Source organism: Trinickia sp. Y13, from assembly GCF_029522115.1.
Classification (GTDB): domain Bacteria; phylum Pseudomonadota; class Gammaproteobacteria; order Burkholderiales; family Burkholderiaceae; genus Trinickia.
The window spans coordinates 61,139-84,727 of sequence record NZ_JAKWFK010000017.1; the positions used below are offsets into that span (position 1 = coordinate 61,139).

Annotated in this window: 25 protein-coding genes; 15 read left to right on the forward strand and 10 right to left on the reverse strand. The window is 62.6% G+C overall.

Annotation, left to right across the window (positions count from 1 at the left end; all coding sequences use genetic code 11):
* Positions 1-801, forward strand: a complete 801-nt coding sequence (locus tag MMB74_RS23590; RefSeq protein ID WP_277431081.1) for a dienelactone hydrolase family protein — start codon at positions 1-3, stop codon at positions 799-801.
* A 15-nt stretch (positions 802-816) separates the two neighbouring features.
* Here the strand turns inward: MMB74_RS23590 and MMB74_RS23595 are convergent, their stop codons facing one another.
* The 3 genes from MMB74_RS23595 to MMB74_RS23605 are packed head-to-tail and all read right to left on the reverse strand — an operon-like array spanning position 817 to position 4,955.
* A complete protein-coding gene (locus MMB74_RS23595; protein ID WP_277431082.1) occupies positions 817-2,049 on the reverse strand; it encodes an FAD-binding oxidoreductase in 1,233 nt (410 codons plus the stop codon).
* A gap of 58 nt (positions 2,050-2,107) precedes the next feature.
* Entirely contained in the window at positions 2,108-3,634 is a 1,527-nt protein-coding gene (locus tag MMB74_RS23600; protein WP_277431083.1) for an amidase family protein, read from the reverse strand.
* A gap of 28 nt (positions 3,635-3,662) precedes the next feature.
* Positions 3,663-4,955, reverse strand: coding sequence for an MFS transporter (locus tag MMB74_RS23605; RefSeq protein ID WP_277431084.1), 1,293 nt, complete (start codon positions 4,953-4,955; stop codon positions 3,663-3,665).
* Positions 4,956-5,062: 107 nt separating this feature from the next.
* On the opposite strand from MMB74_RS23605, the gene MMB74_RS23610 reads away from it, so the two are divergent.
* Together MMB74_RS23610 and MMB74_RS23615 are read left to right on the forward strand one after the other, a co-directional pair.
* A complete protein-coding gene (locus MMB74_RS23610; RefSeq protein WP_277431085.1) occupies positions 5,063-5,707 on the forward strand; it encodes an XRE family transcriptional regulator in 645 nt (214 codons plus the stop codon).
* 161 nt (positions 5,708-5,868) lie between these two features.
* On the forward strand, positions 5,869-6,252 hold the full coding sequence (locus MMB74_RS23615) for a hemerythrin domain-containing protein (RefSeq protein WP_277431086.1): 384 nt from the start codon (positions 5,869-5,871) through the stop codon (positions 6,250-6,252).
* An 86-nt stretch (positions 6,253-6,338) separates the two neighbouring features.
* On the opposite strand, the gene MMB74_RS23620 is transcribed toward MMB74_RS23615, so the two are convergent.
* On the reverse strand, positions 6,339-7,853 hold the full coding sequence (locus MMB74_RS23620) for an acetyl-CoA hydrolase/transferase family protein (RefSeq protein WP_277431087.1): 1,515 nt from the start codon (positions 7,851-7,853) through the stop codon (positions 6,339-6,341).
* 577 nt (positions 7,854-8,430) lie between these two features.
* Between MMB74_RS23620 and MMB74_RS23625 the strand changes: the two genes are divergently transcribed.
* Complete coding sequence (locus tag MMB74_RS23625; protein WP_277431088.1) at positions 8,431-9,453, forward strand: transporter; 1,023 nt, start codon at positions 8,431-8,433, stop codon at positions 9,451-9,453.
* Positions 9,454-9,482: 29 nt separating this feature from the next.
* On the opposite strand, the gene MMB74_RS23630 is transcribed toward MMB74_RS23625, so the two are convergent.
* Positions 9,483-10,610 carry an MBL fold metallo-hydrolase gene (locus tag MMB74_RS23630; protein WP_277431089.1) on the reverse strand — a complete coding sequence of 376 codons (1,128 nt, stop codon included), beginning with the start codon at positions 10,608-10,610 and terminating at the stop codon, positions 9,483-9,485.
* 81 nt (positions 10,611-10,691) lie between these two features.
* Here MMB74_RS23630 and MMB74_RS23635 point away from each other — a divergent pair, with 81 nt between their 5' ends.
* Entirely contained in the window at positions 10,692-11,375 is a 684-nt protein-coding gene (locus tag MMB74_RS23635) for a TetR/AcrR family transcriptional regulator (protein WP_277431090.1), read from the forward strand.
* Here MMB74_RS23635 and MMB74_RS23640 read toward each other — a convergent pair.
* A complete protein-coding gene (locus tag MMB74_RS23640) occupies positions 11,307-11,948 on the reverse strand; it encodes a LysE family transporter (protein WP_277431091.1) in 642 nt (213 codons plus the stop codon). The genes MMB74_RS23635 and MMB74_RS23640 overlap by 69 nt on opposite strands.
* Before the next feature lie 142 nt (positions 11,949-12,090).
* Between MMB74_RS23640 and MMB74_RS23645 the strand changes: the two genes are divergently transcribed.
* On the forward strand, positions 12,091-12,558 hold the full coding sequence (locus MMB74_RS23645) for an Lrp/AsnC family transcriptional regulator (protein WP_277431092.1): 468 nt from the start codon (positions 12,091-12,093) through the stop codon (positions 12,556-12,558).
* A gap of 89 nt (positions 12,559-12,647) precedes the next feature.
* Here MMB74_RS23645 and ppk2 read toward each other — a convergent pair whose 3' ends face one another.
* The gene (ppk2, locus tag MMB74_RS23650) at positions 12,648-13,574 is read right to left on the reverse strand and encodes a polyphosphate kinase 2 (protein ID WP_277431093.1); all 927 of its coding nucleotides are present in this window, start codon (positions 13,572-13,574) and stop codon (positions 12,648-12,650) included.
* A 538-nt stretch (positions 13,575-14,112) separates the two neighbouring features.
* Between ppk2 and MMB74_RS23655 the strand changes: the two genes are divergently transcribed.
* Genes MMB74_RS23655 through MMB74_RS23675 form a run of 5 tightly spaced genes read left to right on the forward strand, consistent with a single transcriptional unit; the run spans position 14,113 to position 17,829 of the window.
* Positions 14,113-15,084 carry a protoglobin domain-containing protein gene (locus MMB74_RS23655; RefSeq protein ID WP_277431094.1) on the forward strand — a complete coding sequence of 324 codons (972 nt, stop codon included), beginning with the start codon at positions 14,113-14,115 and terminating at the stop codon, positions 15,082-15,084.
* A gap of 4 nt (positions 15,085-15,088) precedes the next feature.
* A complete protein-coding gene (locus tag MMB74_RS23660; protein ID WP_277431095.1) occupies positions 15,089-15,463 on the forward strand; it encodes an STAS domain-containing protein in 375 nt (124 codons plus the stop codon).
* The gene (locus MMB74_RS23665; protein WP_277431096.1) at positions 15,453-15,854 is read left to right on the forward strand and encodes an anti-sigma regulatory factor; all 402 of its coding nucleotides are present in this window, start codon (positions 15,453-15,455) and stop codon (positions 15,852-15,854) included. Before MMB74_RS23660 ends, MMB74_RS23665 begins: the two co-directional genes overlap by 11 nt.
* The gene (locus tag MMB74_RS23670; protein WP_277431097.1) at positions 15,851-16,471 is read left to right on the forward strand and encodes a SpoIIE family protein phosphatase; all 621 of its coding nucleotides are present in this window, start codon (positions 15,851-15,853) and stop codon (positions 16,469-16,471) included. Before MMB74_RS23665 ends, MMB74_RS23670 begins: the two co-directional genes overlap by 4 nt.
* The gene (locus MMB74_RS23675) at positions 16,468-17,829 is read left to right on the forward strand and encodes a PAS domain-containing protein (RefSeq protein WP_277431098.1); all 1,362 of its coding nucleotides are present in this window, start codon (positions 16,468-16,470) and stop codon (positions 17,827-17,829) included. The genes MMB74_RS23670 and MMB74_RS23675 overlap by 4 nt, the downstream gene beginning before the upstream one ends.
* Here MMB74_RS23675 and MMB74_RS23680 read toward each other — a convergent pair.
* Positions 17,826-18,263: an anti-sigma regulatory factor gene (locus MMB74_RS23680; protein WP_277431099.1), complete on the reverse strand. Its 438-nt coding sequence runs from the start codon at positions 18,261-18,263 to the stop codon at positions 17,826-17,828. The genes MMB74_RS23675 and MMB74_RS23680 overlap by 4 nt on opposite strands.
* A 200-nt stretch (positions 18,264-18,463) precedes the next feature.
* Positions 18,464-19,372, reverse strand: coding sequence for a DnaJ C-terminal domain-containing protein (locus MMB74_RS23685; RefSeq protein WP_277431100.1), 909 nt, complete (start codon positions 19,370-19,372; stop codon positions 18,464-18,466).
* Positions 19,373-19,603: 231 nt separating this feature from the next.
* Here MMB74_RS23685 and ald point away from each other — a divergent pair, with 231 nt between their 5' ends.
* From ald to MMB74_RS23705, 4 genes are all read left to right on the forward strand, one after another.
* On the forward strand, positions 19,604-20,719 hold the full coding sequence (gene ald / locus MMB74_RS23690; protein ID WP_277431101.1) for an alanine dehydrogenase: 1,116 nt from the start codon (positions 19,604-19,606) through the stop codon (positions 20,717-20,719).
* 90 nt (positions 20,720-20,809) lie between these two features.
* Positions 20,810-21,010 carry an oxidoreductase-like domain-containing protein gene (locus tag MMB74_RS23695; RefSeq protein ID WP_277431130.1) on the forward strand — a complete coding sequence of 67 codons (201 nt, stop codon included), beginning with the start codon at positions 20,810-20,812 and terminating at the stop codon, positions 21,008-21,010.
* 132 nt (positions 21,011-21,142) lie between these two features.
* Positions 21,143-21,541, forward strand: coding sequence for a hypothetical protein (locus MMB74_RS23700; protein WP_277431102.1), 399 nt, complete (start codon positions 21,143-21,145; stop codon positions 21,539-21,541).
* A gap of 79 nt (positions 21,542-21,620) precedes the next feature.
* Entirely contained in the window at positions 21,621-22,151 is a 531-nt protein-coding gene (locus MMB74_RS23705) for a GNAT family N-acetyltransferase (protein WP_277431103.1), read from the forward strand.
* A gap of 31 nt (positions 22,152-22,182) precedes the next feature.
* Here MMB74_RS23705 and MMB74_RS23710 read toward each other — a convergent pair whose 3' ends face one another.
* On the reverse strand, positions 22,183-23,562 hold the full coding sequence (locus MMB74_RS23710) for a pectin acetylesterase-family hydrolase (protein WP_277431104.1): 1,380 nt from the start codon (positions 23,560-23,562) through the stop codon (positions 22,183-22,185).
* Between the last annotated feature and the right edge of the window lie 27 nt (positions 23,563-23,589).

Consider the following 23,589-nt stretch of genomic DNA (forward strand, 5'->3'; position numbering starts at 1 on the left):
ATGCGATTCGTGCGTCTTGCCGTTGCGTTGCTCGCTGTTCTCGCTTCAACGTCGGCCCTCGCGAAAATGGTCGCCCAACCCGTTAGCTGGACGTTGGGCGGTACGACTTTCAAGAGCTTGCTTGTTTATGACGATGCAACTCAAGCCAAGCGGCCAGGGCTCGTGATGGTGCCGAACTGGACCGGCGTCAACGATATCGCTATTGCAAAAGCGAAAAGAATCGCCGGCAAGGACTACGTCATTTTGCTGACGGACATGTACGGGGAAAGCGTGCGGCCGAAAAATGACGCGGAAGCGAAGGCGGCTGTCGCGCCGCTTTATCAGGATCGAAATCTGATGCGCGCACGCATCGACAAAGCTTTCGATCAACTTAAGGCCGAGGCCGCGCATGCGCCGATCGATCTTTCGCGTCTCGCAGCCATCGGATTTTGCTTCGGCGGTGCGGTGGTGCTCGACCTTGCGCGCAGTGGCGCCGACGCCAAAGCCGTGGTTGCATTTCATGGCGATTTGAGCACGGACGACCCCTCGCTCGCTTCGCGTATCAAGGCCCGCGTGCTGGCCATCAACGGCTCCGACGACGCCTTCACCATGCCCGACGTGCCGAAGTTCACCGAGCAAATGAAGCAGAGCCCGGCCGATTGGCAGTTCGTCGAGATCGGGCATGTCGTGCACTGCTTCACGGAGACGGAAGCGACCGGCAAGACGGGCAATTGCCGGTACGACGAGAAAGCGGCGGCGCGCTCGTATCGGATGATGCGGGATTGGTTGGCGGAGAGCTTTGGGAGCGAGATGAAGCAATAGGCATCGAATCGTCTTTCAAAACCGCTCGACGCGAAACGGCGTGGGGTCCACCACCGTCCGCTCGCCTGTCATCATCTCGGCAATCAACCGCCCCGTCACGGGCCCGAGCGTCAGCCCATGATGCGCGTGGCCGAACGCGAACCACAGGCCCTTTTCTTTCGCGGCCGGGCCGATGATCGGCATCATGTCGGGCGTGCACGGACGGCAGCCCAGCCACGGGTCATCGTCTACCCGCTCACCCAACGGAAAGACCGCGCGCGCAATCGGTTCGACCGCATCGAGTTGCACGGGCGTCTTACGCGAATCGCGACGACCGAATTCAGCGCCTGTCGTCAATCGAATACCGCGCGCCATCGGCGCGATCAAATAGCCGATCTCGGCGTCGAGCACGGGACGGTTCAGCCGCGCGCCGTTTCGTGCCGCGTAGTGCATGTGATAGCCGCGTTTCACGGCCAGCGGAAGCGAATAGCCGAACTTGCGCGCCACCTCTTTCGACCACGGTCCCAACGCGACGACGACAGATGCCGCCTCGATTTGCCCATGCTCCGTCGTGACGCGCCATGATCGTTCGAGCGTATTGGCGTCGCCGATCAACACCGTGCCGCCGCTTCGCTCGAACAGCTTCACGTAAGCGGTGACGAGCCCGCCCGGATCGCTAACCGAATCCGACGACGGGTAACGAACCCCGCCAATCAGCACCGAGTTCAACGCCGGCTCGGCCGCCTGGAATGCCGACCGATCGAGCGCTTCGTATTCCACACCGTACTCGGCATGCCACCGCTGCGCCTCCGCCAGCGCCTTAAGCATGACGCGTTCGGTGCGAAACGCCTTGATCCAGCCGCCATTGCGCACCAGCGATTGCGCCCCCGCCGCATCGATCAACGCGCGATGCTCGGCGATGCAGTGCTCGATCAGCGTCGAATAGGCGCGCGCGATCTTCGCATGCCGATCGGCGCGCGAGTGGTACCAATACCGATAGAGAAACGGCAACAGAGCCGGCACGGCCGAGGGATGGTAGCGAACGTCCGTCGCGCGGTTGCCGGCGTAATGCACGAGCGACGCCAGATCGCGCGGAAATGCGTAGGGGTAGACGCCTTCGCGCTGGATCAGTCCGGCATTTCCGAACGACGTCTCGTGACCCGGCGCTCGACGGTCCACGAGCGCCACCGATAGATTGCGGCGCTGCAACTGCAACGCCACCGAGACGCCGACGATGCCGCCGCCCAGCACGACGATATCGAACTTCATTGCTTGGCTTCGCTCATCATTGAGTTGACATTCGGTCGTTCGATCGGATCGATCATCGTTACACCATGGAAAGACCAGCGCTGCCGCCGCCGGCCGAGTCGACAATAGGCGGCGCGGTCACGATCGACTTCAGCGCCGGATTGGGTTGCGCAAGGCGCGCGAGATCGGGCAAAGGCCGACGCAATGTGGGCGAGGCTGCGAAAGCCGACTCGAGCGCCTGCGCAACGGCGAGCGTCTTCATGTCTGCGCGAAACGGCCCGACGATCTGCAAGCCGAACGGCATGCCCGCGTGATCGACGCCGCACGGCAATGCGAGCGCGGGGTGCGTCGTCAGCGTCACGACATAGGTCAGCGCCAGCCACCGATAGTAGTTCTCCTGCGGCTTACCTTCAATCTCCGTCGCGTACAACTGCGTCCAAGGGAACGGGGATACGGGCGTAGTCGGCGAAACGATTACGTCGTATCGTGCGAACGCCTCCTGGAATCTCCGGAAGATGCGTGTCTGCTCGGCCTGCGCCCACGCGCTATCGGCCAGCGACATCTTCGCGCCCATTTCATAGTTCGCGCGCGTGTTCGGTCCGAGCGCATTCGGATCGCGTGCATACGTCTCGTGAAGACCGGCAACGAAGCTCTCCGCGCGAATGATATCGAAGCACCGATGCGCGTCGCCGAGGTCGCACGCAACGGGCTCGCACGAGCGAACGATGCGCCCGAGTTCCGCCATGCGCGCCCGAAACGTTGCGCGGATGCCTTGATCGACATCGCAACAGCCGAAGTCCTCGGTATATCCAATGCGCAGCGTCGCGGGATCGATCGCGGGAGGCAACGCGAACGCGAGCGCATCGACGGCATAACTCAGCGGATCGGCGATCGCTTCACCCGCGGTGGCGGCGAGTTGCAACGCGGTATCCGCAACGTCTCGCCCCATGGGTCCGACGACCGAAATCGGCGTCCAGCCGAGAAGGCGGCGCGAGTTCGGCACCAGGCCCGGCGAGGGGCGAAAGCCGACCACCCCGCACTTGGATGCGGGAATGCGCAACGAGCCGCCGGTATCGGAGCCCGTGCAAACGGGCAACATATCGCACGCGAGCGCCGCGGCCGAGCCGCCCGACGAACCGCCGGCATTGAGCGCGGGATCGAACGGGTTGCCCGTCGCGCCCCACACCGGATTGCGCGTGTTCGCCCCCGCACCGAGTTCCGGAACGTTGGTCTTCGCGACGACGATCGCCCCTGCCGCTCTGAGGCGCTCCACGAGCGCGACGTCGCGCGCCGGAACGTTGCCGCGCGAGAGCGGCGACCCATAGGTCGTGAGCAACCCTGCGGTGTCTTCGAGATCCTTCACGCCGAGCGGCAAGCCATGCAGCAAACCGAGCGGCTTGCCGTCCATCACGGCCTGCTCGGCGGCCTTGGCCGCTCGACGCGCGGCATCGAAGCCGGTGGCGGTAATGGCATTCACGGCGGGATTCACGGCTGCGATGCGCTCGATGCACGCCTCGAGCAGCTCGACCGGCGAAATCGCCTTGGCGCCTATCAGGCGACGTAATGCGACCGCCGATAGACGCGTGAGTTCGGTGCGATCCGTCATCACGATGAGGGCTCCTGAAGAATAGCGTTCAGCCGATGGCTTCACCCGTGCGATCGGGCAACCAGATCACGGGGATCAGCGACACGGCGCACGCCGCGGCGACATACCATGCCGGCGCGAGCGGATTTCCCGTGTGCGCGACGATCCAGCTAGCGATCAGCGGCGAAAATCCGCCAAAAAACGAAGCGCTCACGACATAAGTCAACGCGATACCCGTCGCGCGCACTTCCCGTGGAAACAATTCTGGAATCATAACGAGCACCGGCACGATCTGCGCCGCGACGAACAGGGAAAGATACGCGGATACCGCGCATAGCAACCACATCGATGGTTGCGCGGACAACCATGCGAAGGCCGGGTACACGGACAGCAGGAGCATGACGCGCGAAATCACGAGCAGGCGCTTGCGGGTGAAACGATCGGCAAGCTTGCCCGCAACGGGCGCTGCCGCGAACAGGACGAGCGCACTGACGACACCGGACGTCACCGATGCGGTAGATGACAGATGCAGCGTGCGCACCGCGTGATTGGGCAAGAAGAACGCCGTGATGTAGATGGACACGGAGCCGCCGAGCTCGGCGAACGTACCGAGAATCGTCCACTTCAGATGCGTGGTCAATGCGGCCTTCAACGCGCCGCGCCGCTGCTGCTGCGGAGCGTGCGAAGGCGCCGCAATCAGGGTTTCCTCGAGACGGCGGCGAATCAACATGCCGACCGGCGCCGCGACGATGCCCAGCAGGAACGGAATGCGCCAGCCCCATGCATCGACTACCTCCTTGGGCAGCGACAGATTGACGATCGTCGCCACGCAGGCGCCGATGGCCAGGCCAAGCGCCGTTGCCGCGAAATTCCAACTCGCGAAATACGCCCGCGTCTTGTCGGTGGCATATTCGACGAGCAGCGTCGTGCCGGGGCCGAATTCGCCGCCGGCGGCGAAGCCCTGCAGCAACCGCGCGGCGAGCACGATCAGCGGCGCGGCCATGCCTGCTACGGTGTATGTCGGCGCGCCTGCAATCAAGGCGCAACTCAGCGCCATCAACAGGATGGTAAGCACCATGGCTTTCTTGCGGCCGGCGCGGTCAGCATAAGCGCCGATCACGATGCCGCCTAAAGGACGCACGACAAACCCCACCCCGAACACGCCGATCGAAAGCAAGAATTGATTCACCGGCGACGCGGACGGGAAAAAGAGCTTGCCGATCTGGATCGCGAAGAAGCTGTAAATCGTGAAATCGTAGTACTCCAGCGCAGTCCCGAGCGTCGTTGCGGCGATGACTTGAGCTTTCGACAAGCCCGCTTTTTCCAGTGCGAGAGAGGCCACGGCGCAGCTCCTTGAAGGACGACGATGACGATGTCCGAGTTATCATATACGAGAAAAAACAAATTCTCGTATACGACAAAACACCTAGTCCCTCTGGAAGTCATCTCATGGCAAAGCGAACGGCCGCGGCAAGCGCGGTGTCTTGCGCGCCGGCTGCGCAGGTCGATCATCGAGCCGTCGGCGCGCGGTTGCGCAACGCGCGCAAGTCTCGCGAATTGACGCTCGCGCAACTATCGGCGCTATCGGGGATCGCCGTGTCGACCATTTCGAAGGCGGAACGCGGCGATATCGCACTCACCTATGACAAGTTCGCCGCGCTGGCGCATGCGTTGCAGGTGGACTTCGACACGATCGTCGGGCGCGCCGAGCGTCGCGTCGGCAGCGCCATGGCGCCCTCGCTCACGCGCTCGGGCACGCAAATGATCTATGACACACCCAACTACGAATACGGGATGATTGCCCACGATCTGACCGGCAAGCGCATGGTACCGATGCGAGCCCATATCCGCGCGCGCAAACTGGCGGATTTCCCGGATTTCATCCGCCATAGCGGCGAGGAGTTCGTCTTTCTATTGAAGGGCAAGTTGGAACTGCATTTCGAAAACGGTGCCGTGTACAAATTGGAGCAAGGCGACAGCCTGTACTTCGACAGTGCAGTGGGCCATGTTTATCTCAGCACCAGCAAGGAAGAAGCGGAAGCGTTGGTGTGTTGCGTCGATGCCGATGCACGGGTGCAGCCTGGGAGCTTGTGAGGATGAGTGTCGAACTGCCTCGTCCAACCTTTGCCGAGGCGCACTAGAAGCCCGCAAGCGGGGTATGGGCATTGGCGAAGCGCGCCTTTAAACATGTATACTTCATACATCTTTAAATGCCTTAACCCCCAGCCCTGTTACCACGGACGCCTAAAAGAACCATGTCACTTACCGCAATTCTCAAGAGCGAGCACCAAGAAATCTTCCGTCTTCTCGAAGCCTGCCGGAACATCAGCATGACCGAAGAGGGCCGAAAAAAACTGAAGGAGGTGAAAGGCTTGGTCATGGCCCACCTAGCTCGTGAAGACCATAGTCTGTATCCGCAAATGCAGAAGCACGCGGTGACCAAGGAACTCGCCTCTACCTATGCATCGGAGATGAAAGGGATCTCACACGAGGTGCTCGCGTTTTTCGATTCGCTGGAGCGAGGAAAAGCCGGTATGGATTTCGCGCGCCAAATGGGCGCCACGATTACGCATTTGCGTCAACGCATGACGCGCGAAGAGATTCGCTTGTATCCGGCATTCGATCAACATTGCGCCTGATTTTGCGCGGCCCGCGCGTGGCTAATCGCCGCGCGGGAGAAGCTTGGGGCATTCGGAGAGCCGGGAACCCGTATGCCCCTGCTTCATCAAGGCTTCATCGTGCCGGTGCGCACGAAGCGCTCATGCCAGCTCAGCGCCTCCGCAAGCAGATGCGGCGTTTGTTTGCCGAAGCTCTCACGGCATGCGCGCGCGAAGTAATCCTCGAGCATCGGCCGGAAATCCGGGTGCGCACAGTTGGCAATGATTTTTCGCGCCCGCTGCTTCGGCGATAAGCCGCGCACGTCCGCAATGCCCTGCTCGGTCACGACGACGGCCACGTCGTGCTCGGTGTGATCGACGTGGCTCGCCATCGGCACGATTCGCGAAATCGCGCCGCCCTTGGCCGTGCTCGCCGACAGGAAGCACGACAGATAGCCGTTACGGGCAAAGTCCCCCGACCCGCCGATGCCATTTTGAATCTTCGTGCCCATCACGTGCGTCGAATTCACGTTGCCATAGATATCGGCCTCGATCATCCCGTTCATCGCAATGCACCCCAAGCGACGCACCAGTTCCGGATGGTTGCTGATTTCTTGCGGACGCAGCACGATCTTCTCGCGCAGCACGTCGATCTCGTCCGCGAAACGCTTGACCGCAGCGGGGCTGAGCGAGAGCGCCGTTGCCGATGCGAAGCTCAACGTGCCGTCGGCGAGCAGATCGAGCATGCCGTCTTGGATTACTTCCGTGAATGCCGTCAGATTCGAGAAACCTGCCGAACTCAACTCCGCGAGCACCGCGTTCGTGATGTTGCCGACGCCCGATTGCAGCGGCAGCAGATTCGGCGGCAAGCGCCCGCGAGCGACTTCATGACGCAAGAAATCGAGCAGATGCCCGGCAATCTGCTTGGACGTCGCATCGGGTGCGGTAAAGGCGTTGCTACGATCGGGCGCGTCGGTCTCGACGATGGCGATGATCTTGTCGGCGGCGCAGCGCAAATACGGCTCGCCGATGCGGTCGCTGGTCTTAGTGAGCGGGATCGGCTTACGGTCCGGCGGCAGCGCCGTGCCGTAATAAATGTCATGCATGCCTTCGAGGCCGGCCGGCTGGCGTGAATTGACTTCGAGGATCACTTTCTTCGCCTGCTCGAGCCACGTCTTGTTGTTGCCCACCGAGGCGGAGGGAATCAACAGGCCATCCTCGCGAATACCGGCGACTTCGACGATCGCCACGTCGATCTCGCCGAACAAACCGAACCACGCATACTGCGCCACGTGGCTCAGGTGAATGTCCTGGTAGTCGAGTTCTCCTGCATTGATCCTGTCGCGCAACGTCGGATCGGACTGATACGGCAGGCGCATCGAAATGCCGTCTGCGCGAGCGAGCGCGCCGTCGAGTTCGGGAGCAGTCGAGGCGCCCGTCAGCACGTTGATGCGGAAATCTTCGCCGCGGCCGTGCGCCTCTTGGATCTGACGAGCCAAGGCGCTAGGCACCGCCTTGGGATAGCCCGAACCGGTGAAGCCGCTCATGGCGACAGTCATGTTGTGGCGAATCTGTGCGGCGGCTTCGTCGGGGGTACGGACGAGTGCGCGCAACGCGGGAGCGAGGATGCGGGAAGTGGACATGGCGGAAGGTCGAACGAAATGGGTGAACGGCGAAGGCGATGAGCGAAGCTCGTTGGCGGTGCGACATCGTGGCGACTTAACGGCGCTTGGCGCCAGTGCGTGTCCTCGATTATCGCAGTCGTCGCACGCGCGCGCTGCGCTCTCGATGTAAGAGTGAATCTTGAAACACGAGATAAAGGCTCATCGAATAGGAGATCGATCCAATAGAGTGCGCCGCCGCCGCACAGCGTGCGGCCGCATGCGTCATTGCCGTTATGCTACCGGGCCGCGCCAAAAAAGCGCTGCGACAAAATGTAATAGCAGCGCCGAGCGGTAAGCTGGGCGATCGCGGCCAAAGCATTGCAGCGCAAGCACTTGGTGGCTGCGACCGTCGACAGCGGCTGGCCCAGCGGCACCGATGCGCGCGGGCAAGCGTTGCGCGCCGGCAACGCCACGCAACGGGAGCGCACGGCGCAGCGCTGTCACGCTGCTGTCGCTCAGCTCCCGTACGCTATGCGCCAGGCGCAGCCGTGCCGCCGCTTCCTCGCCGCTTCTTGTCACGCCCGAGGCGCGGCGGCGTAGCACAGCGGAGCTATCGATGAAACCCGAGATGATCATTCCAACCTACGGCGCCGATACGTCGGGCATCGTGTGCGGCTTTCGCTTCATGCGCGATTGCGCCGGGCAGGCGATACCGGCCGGCCTTGCCGCCGAATGCTTGACCCGTGGCGACGAGCAAGACGACGCATTCCTTTGGTTGCACTTCAATCTCGCCCACAGCGCGAGCGAGCGCTGGATGCGCGCCCACCTGAATTTGCCCGAGACGTTCTATGAATTTCTTCGGGAAGGCTCGCACTCGACGCGAATCGAGCAGCAGGAAGGACGACTGCGTGCGGTCGTGAACGACGTCATCTTCAGTCACGATCTGGAGACCTCGGAGATCGCTACGATGTGGATTTACGTCGACCGTCGATTGATGGTGACGGCGCGCATGAAACCGCTCCGCTCGCTCGACACCTTGCGAGAAAGCGTGCGGCAAGGCGAGCGCTTTCGTTCACCGGCCGAACTGCTGATTCATTTGCTTCGCGATCAAGCGGACTTGATGATGCAGATCGTGCGGCGCGCCGGCACGGACATCGATCGAATCGAAGACCGCTTCCTATCCGAACGCCCCACCGCGAGCCGCGAGCAACTGAGCACGATGCGTCGCACGCTCACTCGGCTCCAACGCATGCTCGCACCGGAGCCGGGGTCGATTTTCCGCCTGCTCGCAAAGCCGCCTGTCTGGTTGTTGGGTGAGGACGTGCAGGAATTGCGCGAATCGACCGAGGAATTCTCGGTCGTGCTGGCAGACCTGGCGGGACTCGTCGAACGAATCAAACTCCTGCAAGAGGAGATAACCTCTCGCCTCGACGAGCAGAACAGCCGGACGCTGTTCACGTTGACGCTCGTGACGGTGATCGCTCTACCGATGAATATCGTCGCCGGGTTCTTCGGGATGAACGTGGGCGGCATCCCCTTCTCCGAAAACAAGCACGGCTTTTGGCTGATGGTATTGCTCGTCGCGAGCTTCACGGCATTTGCCGCATGGTGGACATTTCGGCGACGCGGCGATCGGTAAGCCGCGGAACCGGTCTCGCACAAACGCCCTCAACGGCTCGCCTGCTCCGCATCACGCGACGCGCACCACCGCCCCGTCTTCTTTGGCGCTTCTACCGATTGCGCGACTTTACGCCACCACCGCTCGCCGCGGTGCGGCGCGGCCAAATCGAGGCGCTCGCCCATGCGCGGCGTCGCGATCGCAAGACCCTGGGCGGCGCTCAACGCCGTGATGCGCTCGAACGGCTCGTGCCAGTGATGCATCGCGAGATCGAACGTGCCGTTGTGGATCGGAAGCAACCAGCGGCCGCCCAAGTCGATATGCGCCTGCACCGTCTGTTCGGGCTGCATGTGCACATGAGGCCACTGCGCGTCGTAAGCGCCCGTTTCCAGCAGCGTAACGTCGAATGGGCCGAGCCGCTCGCCGATCGTTTTGAATCCGTCGAAATAGCCCGTATCGCCGCTGAAGAACACACGCAGATCGTCATCGACGATGACCCAAGACGCCCACAGCGTGCTGTTGCGATCGAAGAAACTGCGCCCGGAAAAATGCTGCGCGGGCGTAGCCGTGAGCGACAGCCCGTCCACTTCGACGCTCTGCCACCAATCGCATTGCCGGATCTTGGCCGCATCGACCCCCCATTCGATCAAGCGGTCTCCCACGCCCAACGGCGTAACGAACACCTGCGTCGTTTCGGCGAGCGTGATCACCGTTTCGCGATCCAAATGGTCGTAATGGTCGTGAGACAAGATCACGCCGCGCAGGGGCGGCAAATCCGCAAGTGCGATCGGCGGTGCGTGAAAGCGCTTCGGGCCGATGCGCCGAAACGGCGACGCGCGTTCGGCAAATACGGGATCGGTCAGCCAAAATTGCCCGCGCAGCTTCAAGAGCAACGTCGAATGCCCGAGCCGGTAAAGACTGCGATCGGGGGCAGCGTGCAGTTGCTCGCGCCCGAGCGCATCGACTGGCAACGAACCGGCGGGCACAGTGTGGCGCGGCTTGTTGAACAGCGCATTCCACATGATGCGCAGCGTCTTGCCGATGCCGTGCGCCGGAGGAGGCTCGACGTTGCGAAAGCGCTCGCCGTCGTGCTGCGGAGACGAGCGCGATAAATCGCGACCGCGCTTGGCAGCCGCGATACCGAGCGTGCGGCTGACGAGATCGGGAATCGATGACATGAGCGATGGCACAATTGAAGGTAGACTGTGCAGTGTAGTTTATTGCCCAAGAAAGTAAACTACTTGGTGTAATATTTCGTCATGACTTCGCCTGATGACCGCCCCCGCCTGACCGATCGCAAACGTGTCGCCATTCTCGACGCGGCGATCGAAGAATTTCGAGCTGCCGGGTTCGATGCGACCAGCATGGATCGCATCGCCGCGCGCGCAAGCGTCTCGAAGCGCACGATCTACAACCATTTCCCGAGCAAGGAGGCGCTGTTCGCGGCGATCTTGCGGCAGTTGTGGGACTCGAGCCGAACCGGCGATGCCCCGGGCTATCGCGCGCAAGAGCCGTTGCGTCCGCAGTTGCTCGACCTGCTCATGCGCAAGTTGAGTCTGCTGAACGACGAGGCCTTTCTATCGCTGGCACGTGTCGCGATTGCGGAGGGCATCCATTGCCCCGAGCGCGCGCGCGATATGGTGGCGCGCATCGGCGAGCGCGAAGAAGATTTGACGGTGTGGGTCCGCGCCGCCGCGGCCGACGGCCGTCTAAAAACGCGGGACCCCTTGTTCGCCGCCCAGCAGTTGCAGGCCATGGTGAAGGCGTTCGCTTTCTGGCCGCAGGTAACGATGGGACAGCCGCAGATCGGCAAACGAGAGCAGAAGAAAGTGGCGGAGGCTACCGCCGACATGTTTCTCTCGCATTATGCGAAGCTAAATGATGCCGCGCAGCCCAATCACGAGTTGAACGGCGCCGAACACGGCGATGACTACGGCCGATAGCCGGGCAACGCCATGAATGAACGACAACGGCATGCGCTTACCCAACGCGGATGTCGCGCCACTCAAGCACAGCCACCAGGCTGCCGAGCCGATGAACACCCCGCTCACCATCGGTATCACCGTCAACCACTGCGCGCCGCCGCGCCCGGACGGGTCACCCGCTAGCGGGCCCAGTGCGGCAAAGATGCCGATGAACGAAAGAATCGTCATGGGGTTGGACAGCGTCAAACCGAATGTCGTCAAGAAATCGCGGCTGGCGCCGGTGCGCGCCGCCTCGGGCGCAATCGCCGCTGGAGCCGGCTTTTCGCGCGCAATGGCCCACGCGAGCCAAATCAGAAACGCCCCGCCGCCGATTTTGAGGACGACGCTCAGCGCGGGCAGCGTCGCCGCTAGCCCCGCTATGCCGAGCGCGCCGAGCAGCCCGTAAATCCCATCGGCGCAGGCCGCACCCATTCCCGTAGCAAAGCCGGAACGAAAACCTCGGCTTAGGCTGCGCTGAATGCACAGCATGCCGATGGGCCCGACCGGTGCGGCAATGGAAAGTCCGATCGTGATCGATTTGATGAACAACATGGATGCGTTCCCGTTGTGGTTCGCGTAAATCGTGTGAGTCTTTTGTTTCTCGTCATCGAACCGTTATCGTAGGCCAAGCACGATCGACGCAACAGACGGTTTTTAAGGGAGAATGGGTGCGTCACCTTAAAAGCTAACGTCAATGGACGAATCCGATTGGAAGATACTCGCGCTGTTACAGAACAACGGCCGGATGACTTACACCGATCTAGCGCGCCAGGTGCAATTGTCGGTGCCCGCGGTGACCGAACGCGTCAAGCGTCTCGAAGAAGGCGGCGTGATCGAAGGCTACGCTGCGCGCGTCGATCCCGCTGCGGCGGGATACGTGGTCACGGCACTGATCGCCATCACCGTGCAGCAGCCCGGTAAAGCGAGATTTCTGAAATTGCTGGAGACGATCCCGGAAGTGATCGAGTGCCATCACGTGACGGGAGCGGATTCCTACATCATGCGCTTGGTTGCAGTCAGCATGGCCGATTTGGAACGGTTGATCGGGCAAATCAACTTATACGGCGAGACGCGCACCTCGATCATCATGTCGACGCCGCTACCCGCTCGCGCCTTGCAACGGCCGCCTGTCAAAGCGAAGGAGCGGACCGGCAAGCGCTGAGCGTCAGCGGCGCCTCATGTGACGGCGCTTCGCCGCCCCGGCCAACGTAGCCGACGCTGGCGGCCGCGGTCGCAATCGCGGCCGCACGCTCAATACAGCTCGGGCACGATCATCTCGTCCGGCACCGGCTGACGGATATAGTCCTCGTTGTGCACGCGCTCGGGCAACGCAACGGCCGGATGCTCGACTTCGCGATAGGGCACCTGGCTCAGCAGGTGGTGGATGCAGTTCAAACGCGCCCGCTTCTTGTCGACCGCCTGCACGACCCACCACGGTGCGTCCGGGTGATGCGAGCGCTGCAACATCACTTCCTTCGCTTGCGTGTACGCTTCCCATCGGCGACGGCTCTCGAGATCCATCGGGCTCAGCTTCCATTGCTTGAGCGGATCGCGAATACGCGCTTGAAAGCGGATCTCCTGCGCTTCGTCGGTGATCGAAAACCAGTATTTGACGATTTGAATGCCGCTTCTCACGAGCATCTTTTCGAATTCCGGCACCGAGCGGAAAAATTCTTCGTACTCGTCATCGCTACAGAACCCCATGACACGTTCGACCCCCGCGCGGTTGTACCAACTGCGGTCGAACAACACCATTTCCCCTCCGGCCGGAAGGTGCGCGACGTAGCGTTGGAAATACCATTGCGTGCGCTCGCGGTTATTCGGCGCGGGCAGCGCAGCGACGCGGCAGACGCGCGGGTTCAGACGCTGCGTGATGCGCTTGATCGCGCCGCCCTTGCCTGCCGCGTCCCTGCCTTCGAAAATGACGACGAGGCGGTGCCCTGTCGCCACGATCCAATCCTGCAACTTCACGAGCTCGCCCTGCAGGCGAAAGAGCTCGCGAAAGTAATGTCTGCGCAAACTGCGCGCTTCGGGCGTGAACGCATCGGAGCCGTCCAGGATGCGGTCGTCCACCTCCATTTCGAGTTCTTCGTCATACGCATCGACGAGCTCCTCCTCGAAGCGGCGCTGCCGCTCGGCCAACAGTTCCGCGTCGATTTCGCGGTCCTCTTTGTTCATCCCTGTTCTCCCTCACCATGCGAGCGATCTTGCCCATGCACACGAGCAAGCGAGCTGCCATGCAGCCACGCATTATCCGGGGCCGGCCATGTCAGCCATATTACGACTGAGGTTTCATCGCGCGCCGAGCTTCATGAACGCCGATCTGGGCTAGAGCGAATTGGCGGAGATTGCGAGCAGAGGCATTGCCGTCGTCCTGTGCATGAGGGTAGATGTGCAGCCATCGCGCGCCATCGCGGCGGCGCCGCGCATGACATGCGCGTTGGCGCTTGCCAGTTCCTCAACCCTGGCTATACTTCGAATAATCTGACGGTTCACATATTGGTTTTTACCCGGTTCGACGAAACGTCGCCGCGCGAGACACAGTCATTGCCGCGATAACACAAACGATTCCAGCAACGCGAATGCGGTCCAGCCCTCCCGCGGGCCGCAATGAACTGCCGACACGCTGACCGACGCCGGGCTGCCGTGTCGTATTTCCCGAATTCGATGCCCAGCGGCAAACAGTACGCGCTGGGCCGCAACCGAGGAGGCACGCATGGCAGAGCAGTTTGAGCAACGTGAGTCGCTCGCATTGATGCACCAAATGGGGTTGAACAGCGGGGCGATCGAGCGCCGCAGGGAGATCGTCGGCCTTGCGGCGGCCGACCTGGCGCGCATAGCGACGATCAAAGACCTCGTTCTGGGCAAGGCCGACGACTATTGCGCCACCTTCTTCGATTCCCTCGCCACCTTCGCCGAGGCCCGGCCGTTGCTCCATAACACGGCGCTGTTCGATCGAGCGAGGCGCCTCAAGCTCGATCACCTGAGGGCGCTCGCCTCGGGCGAGTACGACACCCAATACGTCGAGCAGCGCATCGAACTAGGCTTGCTCTATGCGGCCGCCGGCCTCGACAACCGCACCTTCTTGGGCGCCTTCCTCGCCCTCGTCAAGCAGGTCGGTACGGACATCATGCAGCATGCCGGTCTGCCGCCTATGGATGCATTCGAAGCCTTCATGTCGTTGCAGAAGGTGATCTTCTTCGATATCGGCCTCATCGTCGATGTGCTCGTGGCCCAACGCGAGCGCGTCATCCGGCAGCAGCAAGAGGCCATCAGAGAACTGTCGACGCCGGTGCTGCAACTGCGCGATCGTCTGTTGCTGTTGCCGATCATCGGTGTGATCGATACCTATCGCGCGCGCCTCATCACCGAGAACCTGCTGGAATCGATTCGGGCGAACCGTGCCAAAGTGGTCGTCATGGACGTGACCGGCGTCGCCACGATCGACTCGCGCGTCGCCAACCATATCTTACAGACCGTGACGGCCGCACGCCTCATGGGTGCGCGAGTGATCGTGAGCGGCATCTCGGCGCCCGTGGCCCAGTCGCTCGTTTCACTCGGCATCGAATTGGGCGGCCTCGATGCCGTAAGCGACCTGCAAGGCGGCATCGAAGTGGCCGAACGCAATCTGGGCTACCGTGTCACGCAAGGGGAGCCGATCGACGCGCGCGTCAATGGAGTGAACTGATACCGTGTCCGTTCCCATTCTCAAGCAAGGCGATGTACTGATCGCGTCGATTCAGTCGGCCCTCACGGATCAAGACCTCATTCAGCTGCGCGAGGATTTCGCCGAGAAGATCGGGCGCTTTCGCACCCGCGGCGTCGTCATCGACGTCACCGCGCTCGACGTGCTCGATTCGTTCGCCACACGCACCTTGCGCGGGATCGCCTATGTCGCCAAGCTGCGCGGCGCCACCACGGTCGTCGTCGGCATCCAACCTGAAGTCGCCTTCGCCATGGTGCAGCTCGGGCTTGCGCTAGAGGGCATCGCGACGGCTCTCGATCTCGAAGAGGGCCTCGACTACCTCGGCAAAACCACTCGCAGGAGCCTGGGCCATGCCGGCTGAAATCCGCGTGCCCATCGAGCGCGAGGAAGACGTCGTCATCGCGCGCCAAAAAGGCCGCGAATTGGGCGCCGAAATCGGCTTCTCGAACACGGATCGGACCATCATCGCGCTGGCCATTTCGGAGATCGCGCGCAACATCATCAGCTATGCGCGCCGCGGCGAGATCGTGATGTCCCGGATCGACGATGGCGTGCGCCTGGGCATCTCCATCGTCGCAGAGGACGAAGGGCCCGGCATTCCCGATATCGAACTCGCGATGCGCGACGGCTACTCCACGGCGAAAAGCCTCGGGGTGGGCCTGCCGGGGACGAAGCGAATCATGGACGAATTCGCGCTGACCTCGGTCGTCGGCAAAGGCACGACGGTCAAAATGAAAAGGTGGCTGCGATGACCGATCCGGCTGTCATGCGCGCGTCGATCATCGAGTGGGGCTGGGCCGGCCGGGCATTGGAAGAGCCGTCCGGCGACATGCATGCGATCGTCGAGCGCGAGGACGGCGCGCTGGTGGCGCTGCTCGACGGGCTCGGGCATGGCATCGAAGCGGCCACCGCCGCGCGCGCCGCGATTCCCGTGCTCGAAGCGCACGACGGCGCGTCGGTCGTCTCGCTCGTGCAGCAATGCCACGAAGCGCTGCGCAAGACCCGCGGGGCGGCGATGACGGTCGCATGGTTCGATGCGCGGGACGCGTCGATGACCTGGACCGGCGTTGGCAACGTCGACGGCGTCCTGATCCGCGCGGCCGGATCCGAGCGAGGGCCCAAAGAAGCCATTTCGACCCGCGGCGGCGTCGTGGGTTATCGCCTGCCGTCGCTGCGCGCGACGCGGCACGAGGTGTCGAGCGGCGACCTGCTCGTCATGGCGACCGACGGCATTCGAAGCACCTTCAGCGCGGGCATCGTGACGCAATTTACCGCACAGGAAATCGCCGAATCGATCCTGGTCCGATATGCGAAGGGAACCGACGATGCGCATGTGCTCGTGGCGCGCTATCTTGGGGCTGGCCCATGACCGCGCGGCTCGAGGCGCTGAGCGCCGCGTATCTCGGCGGCCTTCGCGCGTACTTGGAAGCAGCGAGCGAGACGGGACTCGCCCACGCCTATGAACTCGGCCGGCAGGCCATGGCCGATGGGCTCGGCCTGCTCGACATCGCGCAATTGCATCGTGGCGCGCTCGATACGCTCGTGCTGCCTGCCGCGCCCGCCGATCGCGGGCGTCTGCTCGATGCAGCGACGGCGTTTTTCAACGAGTTGCTCGCGCCATTCGAGCTATCCATCGAAGGATATCGCGCCGCATTGACGGCCAGCGAGGAACGCTTTCATCTCGCCGTGAGCGGCGCGATGGCGGGATTGTGGGACTGGAATCCGCAAACCGACGACATCTATTTTTCCCCGCAGTTCAAGCGAATCATGGGCTACGAGGATAGCGAGCTGCCCAACGAACGCGAGGCGCATTTCGGCGCCATTCATGCCGACGACCGGGATCGTGTCGCGCAAAGAATGAAGGCCCATCTGGAAGATCGGCTCGCTTACGATATCGAGTACCGGGTGATCGCCAAATCGGGGGAAGTGCGCTGGGTGCATTCGCGCGGCCAAGCGCTATGGAACGCATCGGGCAAGCCCTATCGCATGGTCGGCTGGATCTTGGACGTCACAGATCGCAAGCGCGACGAAGAAGCGCTGCGCACGTCGCAGGAAGAAATGCGGCGTCTGTCGGCGCATATCCAGCAGGTACGGGAGCAAGAAAAAGCACGAATCGCGCGCGAGCTTCATGACGATCTGGGGCAGCAACTGACCGCGCTGAAAATGGCTACGTCGTTGTTGGAGCACGCCGGAGATAACGATCGCGCCCGAGCCGATCAGGGCGCGTTGAACGGCCTCTATGCGATGATCGACAACCTCGTGCAATCGGTGCGGCACATCGCGGCGGACTTGCACCCGGTGATTCTGGACGATTTGGGATTGATTCCAGCGATCGACAGCCTTGTCGACGAGTTCTCCGCCCGCTACGGCATTCGTGTGATCCGGCATATCGATGCCGACGCGATCTCATTCAATCGCGAGTGCAGAATCGACATGTTCCGCATGGTGCAGGAAGCGCTGACGAACGTGGCGCGCCACTCGGGCGCCACCGAGGTCGTATTGGCTATCGAGCGCGTCGATCCGCACTGCATCGTGCGCATCGCGGACAACGGTCGCGGGGCCGCACAGCATGGCGCGAAGGGACGTCATTCGTTCGGGCTGCTCGGGATGCGCGAGCGCGCCGCATTGCTAGGCGGCGAGATCCGCATCAGCACCGCGCCCGGGAAAGGATTCGCACTGACCGCCCTCTTGCCGCTCGCATCGATCGAAGCGAAGCCCGCGCGCTAATCGTCGGCCGGATCGTCTTTGTCCCATTGGGTGAGCGTGATCGTCACGCCGCGGCCGGGCGCCGACTCGATCTGAAACTCGTCGACTAAGCGCTGCGCGCCGGAAAGGCCCAGACCAAGGCTTCCTTTGGTGGAGTATCCGTCTTGCATCGCCAGTGCGATGTCGGCAATGCCCGGGCCTTGATCGTGCGCCACGACGACGATGCCGCGACGCTCTCCATCGATGAGCCGGCGAAAGCAAAGTTCGCCCCGACCGGCATGGACGACGATGTTGCGGGCGATTTCCGACACGGCGGTAGCAAGCGCCACCGCTTTTTTCTCGCTGAATCCTTCTCTCCTGGCCAAATCGCGCGCGCGCTGGCGCGCCCAGTCTACGTCCGAAGGTTCACTGACGAACACGTCGACGCGTTCGCCAATTGCACGCCGCTCGGTCATATCGCGTTCGATCGTAGACGTTGCACAATGTTGCGAGAGGCCATGAGCTATGAGCTATCGCTCCCGTTAGCGTTCGCATGCAGCAATGTTCGCGCCTCGACGCGGCGACGCGAGCAAGACCACGCGTATTTCTTCCACAGTGCTCGGAATCGAATCAGTATCGTAGACGATCGCCGGGCGCTTTTCGCCGTATGCCACCCTCATTGCGATCCCGAGACAGCGCGCATCGCTCGCTGGCGCGCCGCCGCAAACATCTCGTGCAACCGTTGCCGGTCCTCGTCCGTCAGATGACTCGCTTCCGCGGGCATGACGAGCGCAAGGTGCAGCGTCAGGTCGCCGCGCACGCCGTTGCGGTCCGTGAGGCCCTGGCCGCGCAAACGAATGGCGCTGCCCGATCGAGCGTTCGGGGCGATGTTCACCTGCAACGCGCGGCCCAACACCCGTGCTTCCACCACGCCGCCGAGCACGGCCGTCACGAAGTCGACCTCGATGTCGCACGCGATATTCAAACCATCGCGCCGGAACGCGGCGCTGCATACGATCACCACAGAGAAGATTGCATCGCCCGCCGCGCCGCCATGAACCCCGGCGTAGCCGCCGCCTTCGACGACGTAACGCTGGCCATCCCATGCACCGGGCGAAATCTTCACCGTTTGCATCTTGCGCTGGGCCGCGGCACGCGCGCCGCGACAGAGCGGGCAACGATGGCTCGCGTGCCCTTGGCAATGCAAGCACGGGCCCTTCGTCATGTAGGTCGCCTCCACCTCGCCGCCATAGATCGCGGCTTCGAGCGGCACGAACAATTCCGCCATGCAATCCGCACCGCGCATGGGCGGGCGCGTGCGGGGTTCCGCAGGCGAGGCGTCCCTTTCCTTCTCTCGCGTCTGTGCCGGGCCGGGCTGAGGGCTGGATACCGGCGCCTTGCGCTCGCCGATCAGAATTTCGAACGCTTCCTGAATACGCTTGAATACGGGCTCGACGCTCGCTTCGCGGCCTTTATTTCGGTCCGGGTGGTATTTGGCCCTGAGCCGCCGGTAGGCGCGCTTGATCTCCACGGGCGACGCCGTACTCGGCAGTTCGAGCCGCCTGTAATATTGGTCGAGGCTCACGCGCTCTCCCCGATGCATTGCAAGATGCGTAAGTCTAGCAAGAAGCGGCGAACTCACCGGCGATGTCCGGTCAAGCGTTGCGCGCGCGGTCCACGCACACGATGCCGCGGCCGATAGCGCGCCTCGGTTCGGCTCAACGGCCTAGGCAACGGCGTACTATGTCTTCATCCCGCGCCACGAGCCCGGGCTGACAATGCGATCGATCGATTCCATCCCAGGAGGAGGTGCATCATGCTGATCGGCGTTCCCAAGGAGATCAAGAACCAAGAGTACCGGGTGGGCCTTACCCCGGCCGGGACACGAGAACTCGTAAGCCGCGGGCATCAAGTCATCGTCGAAGCGAATGCCGGTTTGGCCGTCGGCTTACCCGACGAGGCCTATACCGCGGCAGGCGCATCGATATGCGGCGACGCACAAGAGGTCTACGCGCGCGCCGACATGGTCATCAAGGTCAAAGAGCCGCAAGCCGTCGAACGCGCGATGCTGCGCAAAGGACAAATCCTTTACGCCTATCTGCACCTTGCACCCGATCGCCAGCAGGCCACCGACCTGATCGAATCGGGCGCCGTGTGCGTCGCCTACGAGACGATTACCGGCCCCGGTGGCGGCTTGCCCTTGCTCGCGCCGATGAGCGAAGTGGCGGGACGCATGTCGATTCAGGTTGCTGCGGCGCATCTAGAGAAGCCGCATGGCGGCATGGGCCTGCTGCTCGCGGGCGTGCCCGGCGTCGCGCCAGGGCACGTCGTCATCATCGGCGGCGGCACGGTGGGCACGAACGCGCTGCAGATGGCGGTCGGCATCGGTGCGCGCGTCACGATTCTCGACACGAACGTCGATCGCCTGCGCCAGCTCGATTTGATCTTCGGCAACCGCATTACGACGCAGTTTTCCAGCGCCAACTCGCTCGAGCGATGCATCGCCAGCGCCGACGCCGTGATCGGCGCGGTTCTGATCCCGGGCGCCACGGCGCCGAAGCTCGTCACCCGCGGCATGATTTCGACCATGAAGAAGGGCGCGGTCGTCGTCGACGTCGCCATCGATCAAGGAGGGTGCTTCGAGACGTCGCACGCTACGACCCACGCGGATCCCACTTATGTCGTCGACGGCGTGGTCCACTACTGCGTCGCCAACATGCCGGGCGCCGTGGCGCGCACGTCCACCTTCGCGCTGACCAACGCCACGCTAGGCCATGCGCTCGCGCTGGCAACGAAGGGATGGAAACGAGCGATGGCCGAGGATAAGCACCTGCGAGCAGGGCTGAACGTCTGCGAGGGGCAGGTCACGCACGAGGCCGTGGCGAAGGCGCTCGGGCGGCCTTACGTCAGCGCTGACGATTTGCTCGCCTAAGGTACGGCCGCACTCATTACGACGAAACCATCCGCGGGGGCGCTCGCCATGAAACCGGGCGCGCCCTCTCGGACCTTCCCCTTCCCCGCCGTGCCGAAAGCCCCTGCTCCCCGAGATCGATCGCAGGACGATCCTCGCCCCACGCCACCGAAGCGGCCGACGCAAGACGATTGCTGCCATAGCGGCTGCTCGCCCTGCGTCTTCGAGCTCTACGAAGAAGCGCTGGATCGGTACGAAGCCGCGCTCGCGCTTTGGGAAGCGCGTCAAGCCATGCGACGCAAAGCGCGTTGACGCGGGCATGCTCGCCTCTTCGCTTTCCAGGCGTTTCAAGCATGAAGGCCGTGCTGGCATGCGTGTAGTACGATCACGCCATCCTGTGGCACCACGTTTGAGCCGCGCCTGTCAAACTTCGATCGAATCGACATGCCTTCCTCCGTCCGCAATTCACTCGCCTGGATTCTCGAGGCGTTCGAGCGCGATCCGACTTTCGTTCATAAGCGCATGTTCGCCGCGGACGCCGCCTATATCGACGGGCGCCTATGCCTCACCGTAGGCGATGGCGACGAACCATGGAACGGGCTGTTGGTGTGCACGTCGCATGAACATCACGCTGCGCTGATCGACGACATGCCCGGTTTGGAGGTGCATCCGGTGCTGGGCAAATGGCTGTACGTTTCGCAGCGCGACCCAGCCTTCGAATCGGTCGTCGCGCAGGCGACGGCGCTGGTGCTTGCGCGAGATCCGCGTATCGGCGTGGAGCCCAAGCCGAGGAAGAGGCGGCGGGCCTCGCCACTACCCAGGAAGTCGCAGGCCAAGTCATAGCTGCTTCGCTTTCAGCGCGGGGCTGCGAAGCGATACGTCACGCCATGCGCTCACACCATCGAATCGTCAAAGGAACACCATGAGCGAACACAACATCGTGCGCTGCACGTTCGAGCGCCACGGCGACGCCATTCTCGCCATCTTCAACGAGGCCATCGTCAATTCGACGGCGCTTTACGATTACAAGCCGCGGACGTCGCAAAACATGGTCGCCTGGTTCGACGCCAAGCAAAGCGGCGGCTTTCCGGTGATCGGCGTGGAAGACGGCAGCGGCAAGCTGATGGGCTTCGGCAGCTACGGCACGTTTCGCGCGTGGCCGGCGTACAAGTACACGGTGGAGCACTCGGTGTACGTCGAGAAAGATCATCGCGGTCAAGGCCTGGGCCGCGTGCTGATGCAAGAACTCATTGCAGCGGCGCGGCACGCAGACCTGCACGCGATGATCGGCGGTATCGATGCGGCCAACCACGGCAGCATCGCATTGCATGAGCGGCTCGGATTCAAGCACGTAGGCACCTTGCCGCAGGTCGGATTCAAGTTCGGGCGCTGGCTCGATTTGGCGTTCTATCAATTGATCTTGGAAACGCCGCGGCATCCGGTCGATGGATGAAGCTGCCGGTCCGAAGCGGGTGCGCCCATCGTCACGCTCGATGCCCAGAAATCGGCCCCGCTTCCCCGGTTAAATTGAACACGCGATCGATCCATGCCAAAAACGTCGAGAACGTGAAATCCGACGACTGGTCTGTGCGAAACGCCTTCATCACCGGCGTATCGGCCGGGTCTCTCTGATTGAGCAGATCGGCGATGAACGTTCCGACATCGGCGTCGATCCCGTTCTCGTGAATGCCGGAGCCGGTAAAACTGACGACGGTCACCTGGTGGTTGTGCATGAAATCGCCGCGCGCCCAGGGCATGAAGTAGCCGAAGTTCGGCAGCGGATTGAGCGTTTGCTTGAGCCGGTTCAGTTCCTGCGCGAACATCGCGCTCGAAAGCGCATCCTTGGCAGCATCGTCGGGTGCGGCGATCACCGACGGAACGAACGCGCGATAGTGATAGGCCGCGATCACCTCGTCACGCTGGTAAGTCGTATAGCCGAAGCGATCGTGCGGATAAGTCTTCGATAACGCGGCATAGGCGCTGCCCATGTTCTTCGGATCGAAATACGGCGAGAGCTTGCTGTTGATCGTGACCATGCCGTCAGGGCCGGTCATCCCCCATTCTTGGTTCACTTTGTCATAAAGGCCAACGGACGGATAGACGGCGGGATCGGCGCCGAACGGCGTGTTGAACACGGTGCCGGCATCGTCCAGCAACGCGCTGTGCGCCTGCGGCTGCAGCGTGTTGCGCAGCGTGGGGTAGTTCGCCAAGGTGCCGTAGCCGCCGGCGCTCGTGCCGTAGACGAGCAATCGATTCGGACGGGCGAATCCATGCTCGGCCAGCCATTGCGCCACCGCTTGCGCATTCTTCAGGCCGTTGTAGTGCTGAACTCTCGCATCGCCCGCCGGCGACGTATAGCTGCGCACGGCGCTGCCCATATGAATGTCGCCGGTGCAGTACGGCACGAATACTTGGGTCCAGTCCTGCGTCTCCACTTTCGGTTCGCCGACGAGAATATGCGCCAAATCCATTCTGATCATCAGCGGCGACAACAACGACGACTTCAGGCTTTGGCTCGTCGTGCCATCCATGTAGTTGTGCGCGATTCCGTCGGGGTTGTACGCGCCTAGCCCAGCTTCGGGCCCCGAGTTCGCCGTCTCCGTGCAGGTGGCGTAATTCCAGCACGCGCCGCCCGGCTCCATCATGTAGAGCATGTCGTTCGATTGCGCGCGATTGATATAAAACCGCATGGGCGTTCCGTTGCCGCACGACGCGCCGCTGCTTTCGGGTAGCACGACTTCATACCACGCGTAGTACGGGATCGACGGATCGGGTAATACGGTATCGGTCGCGCGTGCGTTCAACGTGGCGACGCTCAATATGCCGCCGAGGCAAAGCCCCTTCAACAATTTGGATGCAAACATCTTCCCTCCCTCTCTAACGGTTGAGGC

Bases quoted from the DNA above. Each gene is read 5' to 3' on its own strand.
- MMB74_RS23590 (WP_277431081.1), top strand. From the start codon at position 1: ATGCGATTCGTGCGTCTTGCCGTTGCGTTGCTCGCTGTTCTCGCTTCA.
- MMB74_RS23680 (WP_277431099.1), bottom strand. From the start codon at position 18,263: ATGACCGAGCGGCGTGCAATTGGCGAACGCGTCGACGTGTTCGTCAGT.
- ald (WP_277431101.1), top strand. From the start codon at position 19,604: ATGCTGATCGGCGTTCCCAAGGAGATCAAGAACCAAGAGTACCGGGTG.
- MMB74_RS23710 (WP_277431104.1), bottom strand. From the start codon at position 23,562: ATGTTTGCATCCAAATTGTTGAAGGGGCTTTGCCTCGGCGGCATATTG.
- MMB74_RS23670 (WP_277431097.1), top strand. From the start codon at position 15,851: ATGACCGATCCGGCTGTCATGCGCGCGTCGATCATCGAGTGGGGCTGG.
- MMB74_RS23610 (WP_277431085.1), top strand. From the start codon at position 5,063: ATGGCAAAGCGAACGGCCGCGGCAAGCGCGGTGTCTTGCGCGCCGGCT.
- MMB74_RS23665 (WP_277431096.1), top strand. From the start codon at position 15,453: ATGCCGGCTGAAATCCGCGTGCCCATCGAGCGCGAGGAAGACGTCGTC.
- MMB74_RS23700 (WP_277431102.1), top strand. From the start codon at position 21,143: ATGCCTTCCTCCGTCCGCAATTCACTCGCCTGGATTCTCGAGGCGTTC.
- MMB74_RS23645 (WP_277431092.1), top strand. From the start codon at position 12,091: ATGGACGAATCCGATTGGAAGATACTCGCGCTGTTACAGAACAACGGC.
- MMB74_RS23625 (WP_277431088.1), top strand. From the start codon at position 8,431: ATGAAACCCGAGATGATCATTCCAACCTACGGCGCCGATACGTCGGGC.
- MMB74_RS23600 (WP_277431083.1), bottom strand. From the start codon at position 3,634: ATGACGGATCGCACCGAACTCACGCGTCTATCGGCGGTCGCATTACGT.
- MMB74_RS23635 (WP_277431090.1), top strand. From the start codon at position 10,692: ATGACTTCGCCTGATGACCGCCCCCGCCTGACCGATCGCAAACGTGTC.
- ppk2 (WP_277431093.1), bottom strand. From the start codon at position 13,574: ATGAACAAAGAGGACCGCGAAATCGACGCGGAACTGTTGGCCGAGCGG.
- MMB74_RS23705 (WP_277431103.1), top strand. From the start codon at position 21,621: ATGAGCGAACACAACATCGTGCGCTGCACGTTCGAGCGCCACGGCGAC.
- MMB74_RS23620 (WP_277431087.1), bottom strand. From the start codon at position 7,853: ATGTCCACTTCCCGCATCCTCGCTCCCGCGTTGCGCGCACTCGTCCGT.
- MMB74_RS23640 (WP_277431091.1), bottom strand. From the start codon at position 11,948: ATGTTGTTCATCAAATCGATCACGATCGGACTTTCCATTGCCGCACCG.
- MMB74_RS23630 (WP_277431089.1), bottom strand. From the start codon at position 10,610: ATGTCATCGATTCCCGATCTCGTCAGCCGCACGCTCGGTATCGCGGCT.
- MMB74_RS23615 (WP_277431086.1), top strand. From the start codon at position 5,869: ATGTCACTTACCGCAATTCTCAAGAGCGAGCACCAAGAAATCTTCCGT.
- MMB74_RS23675 (WP_277431098.1), top strand. From the start codon at position 16,468: ATGACCGCGCGGCTCGAGGCGCTGAGCGCCGCGTATCTCGGCGGCCTT.
- MMB74_RS23655 (WP_277431094.1), top strand. From the start codon at position 14,113: ATGGCAGAGCAGTTTGAGCAACGTGAGTCGCTCGCATTGATGCACCAA.
- MMB74_RS23595 (WP_277431082.1), bottom strand. From the start codon at position 2,049: ATGAAGTTCGATATCGTCGTGCTGGGCGGCGGCATCGTCGGCGTCTCG.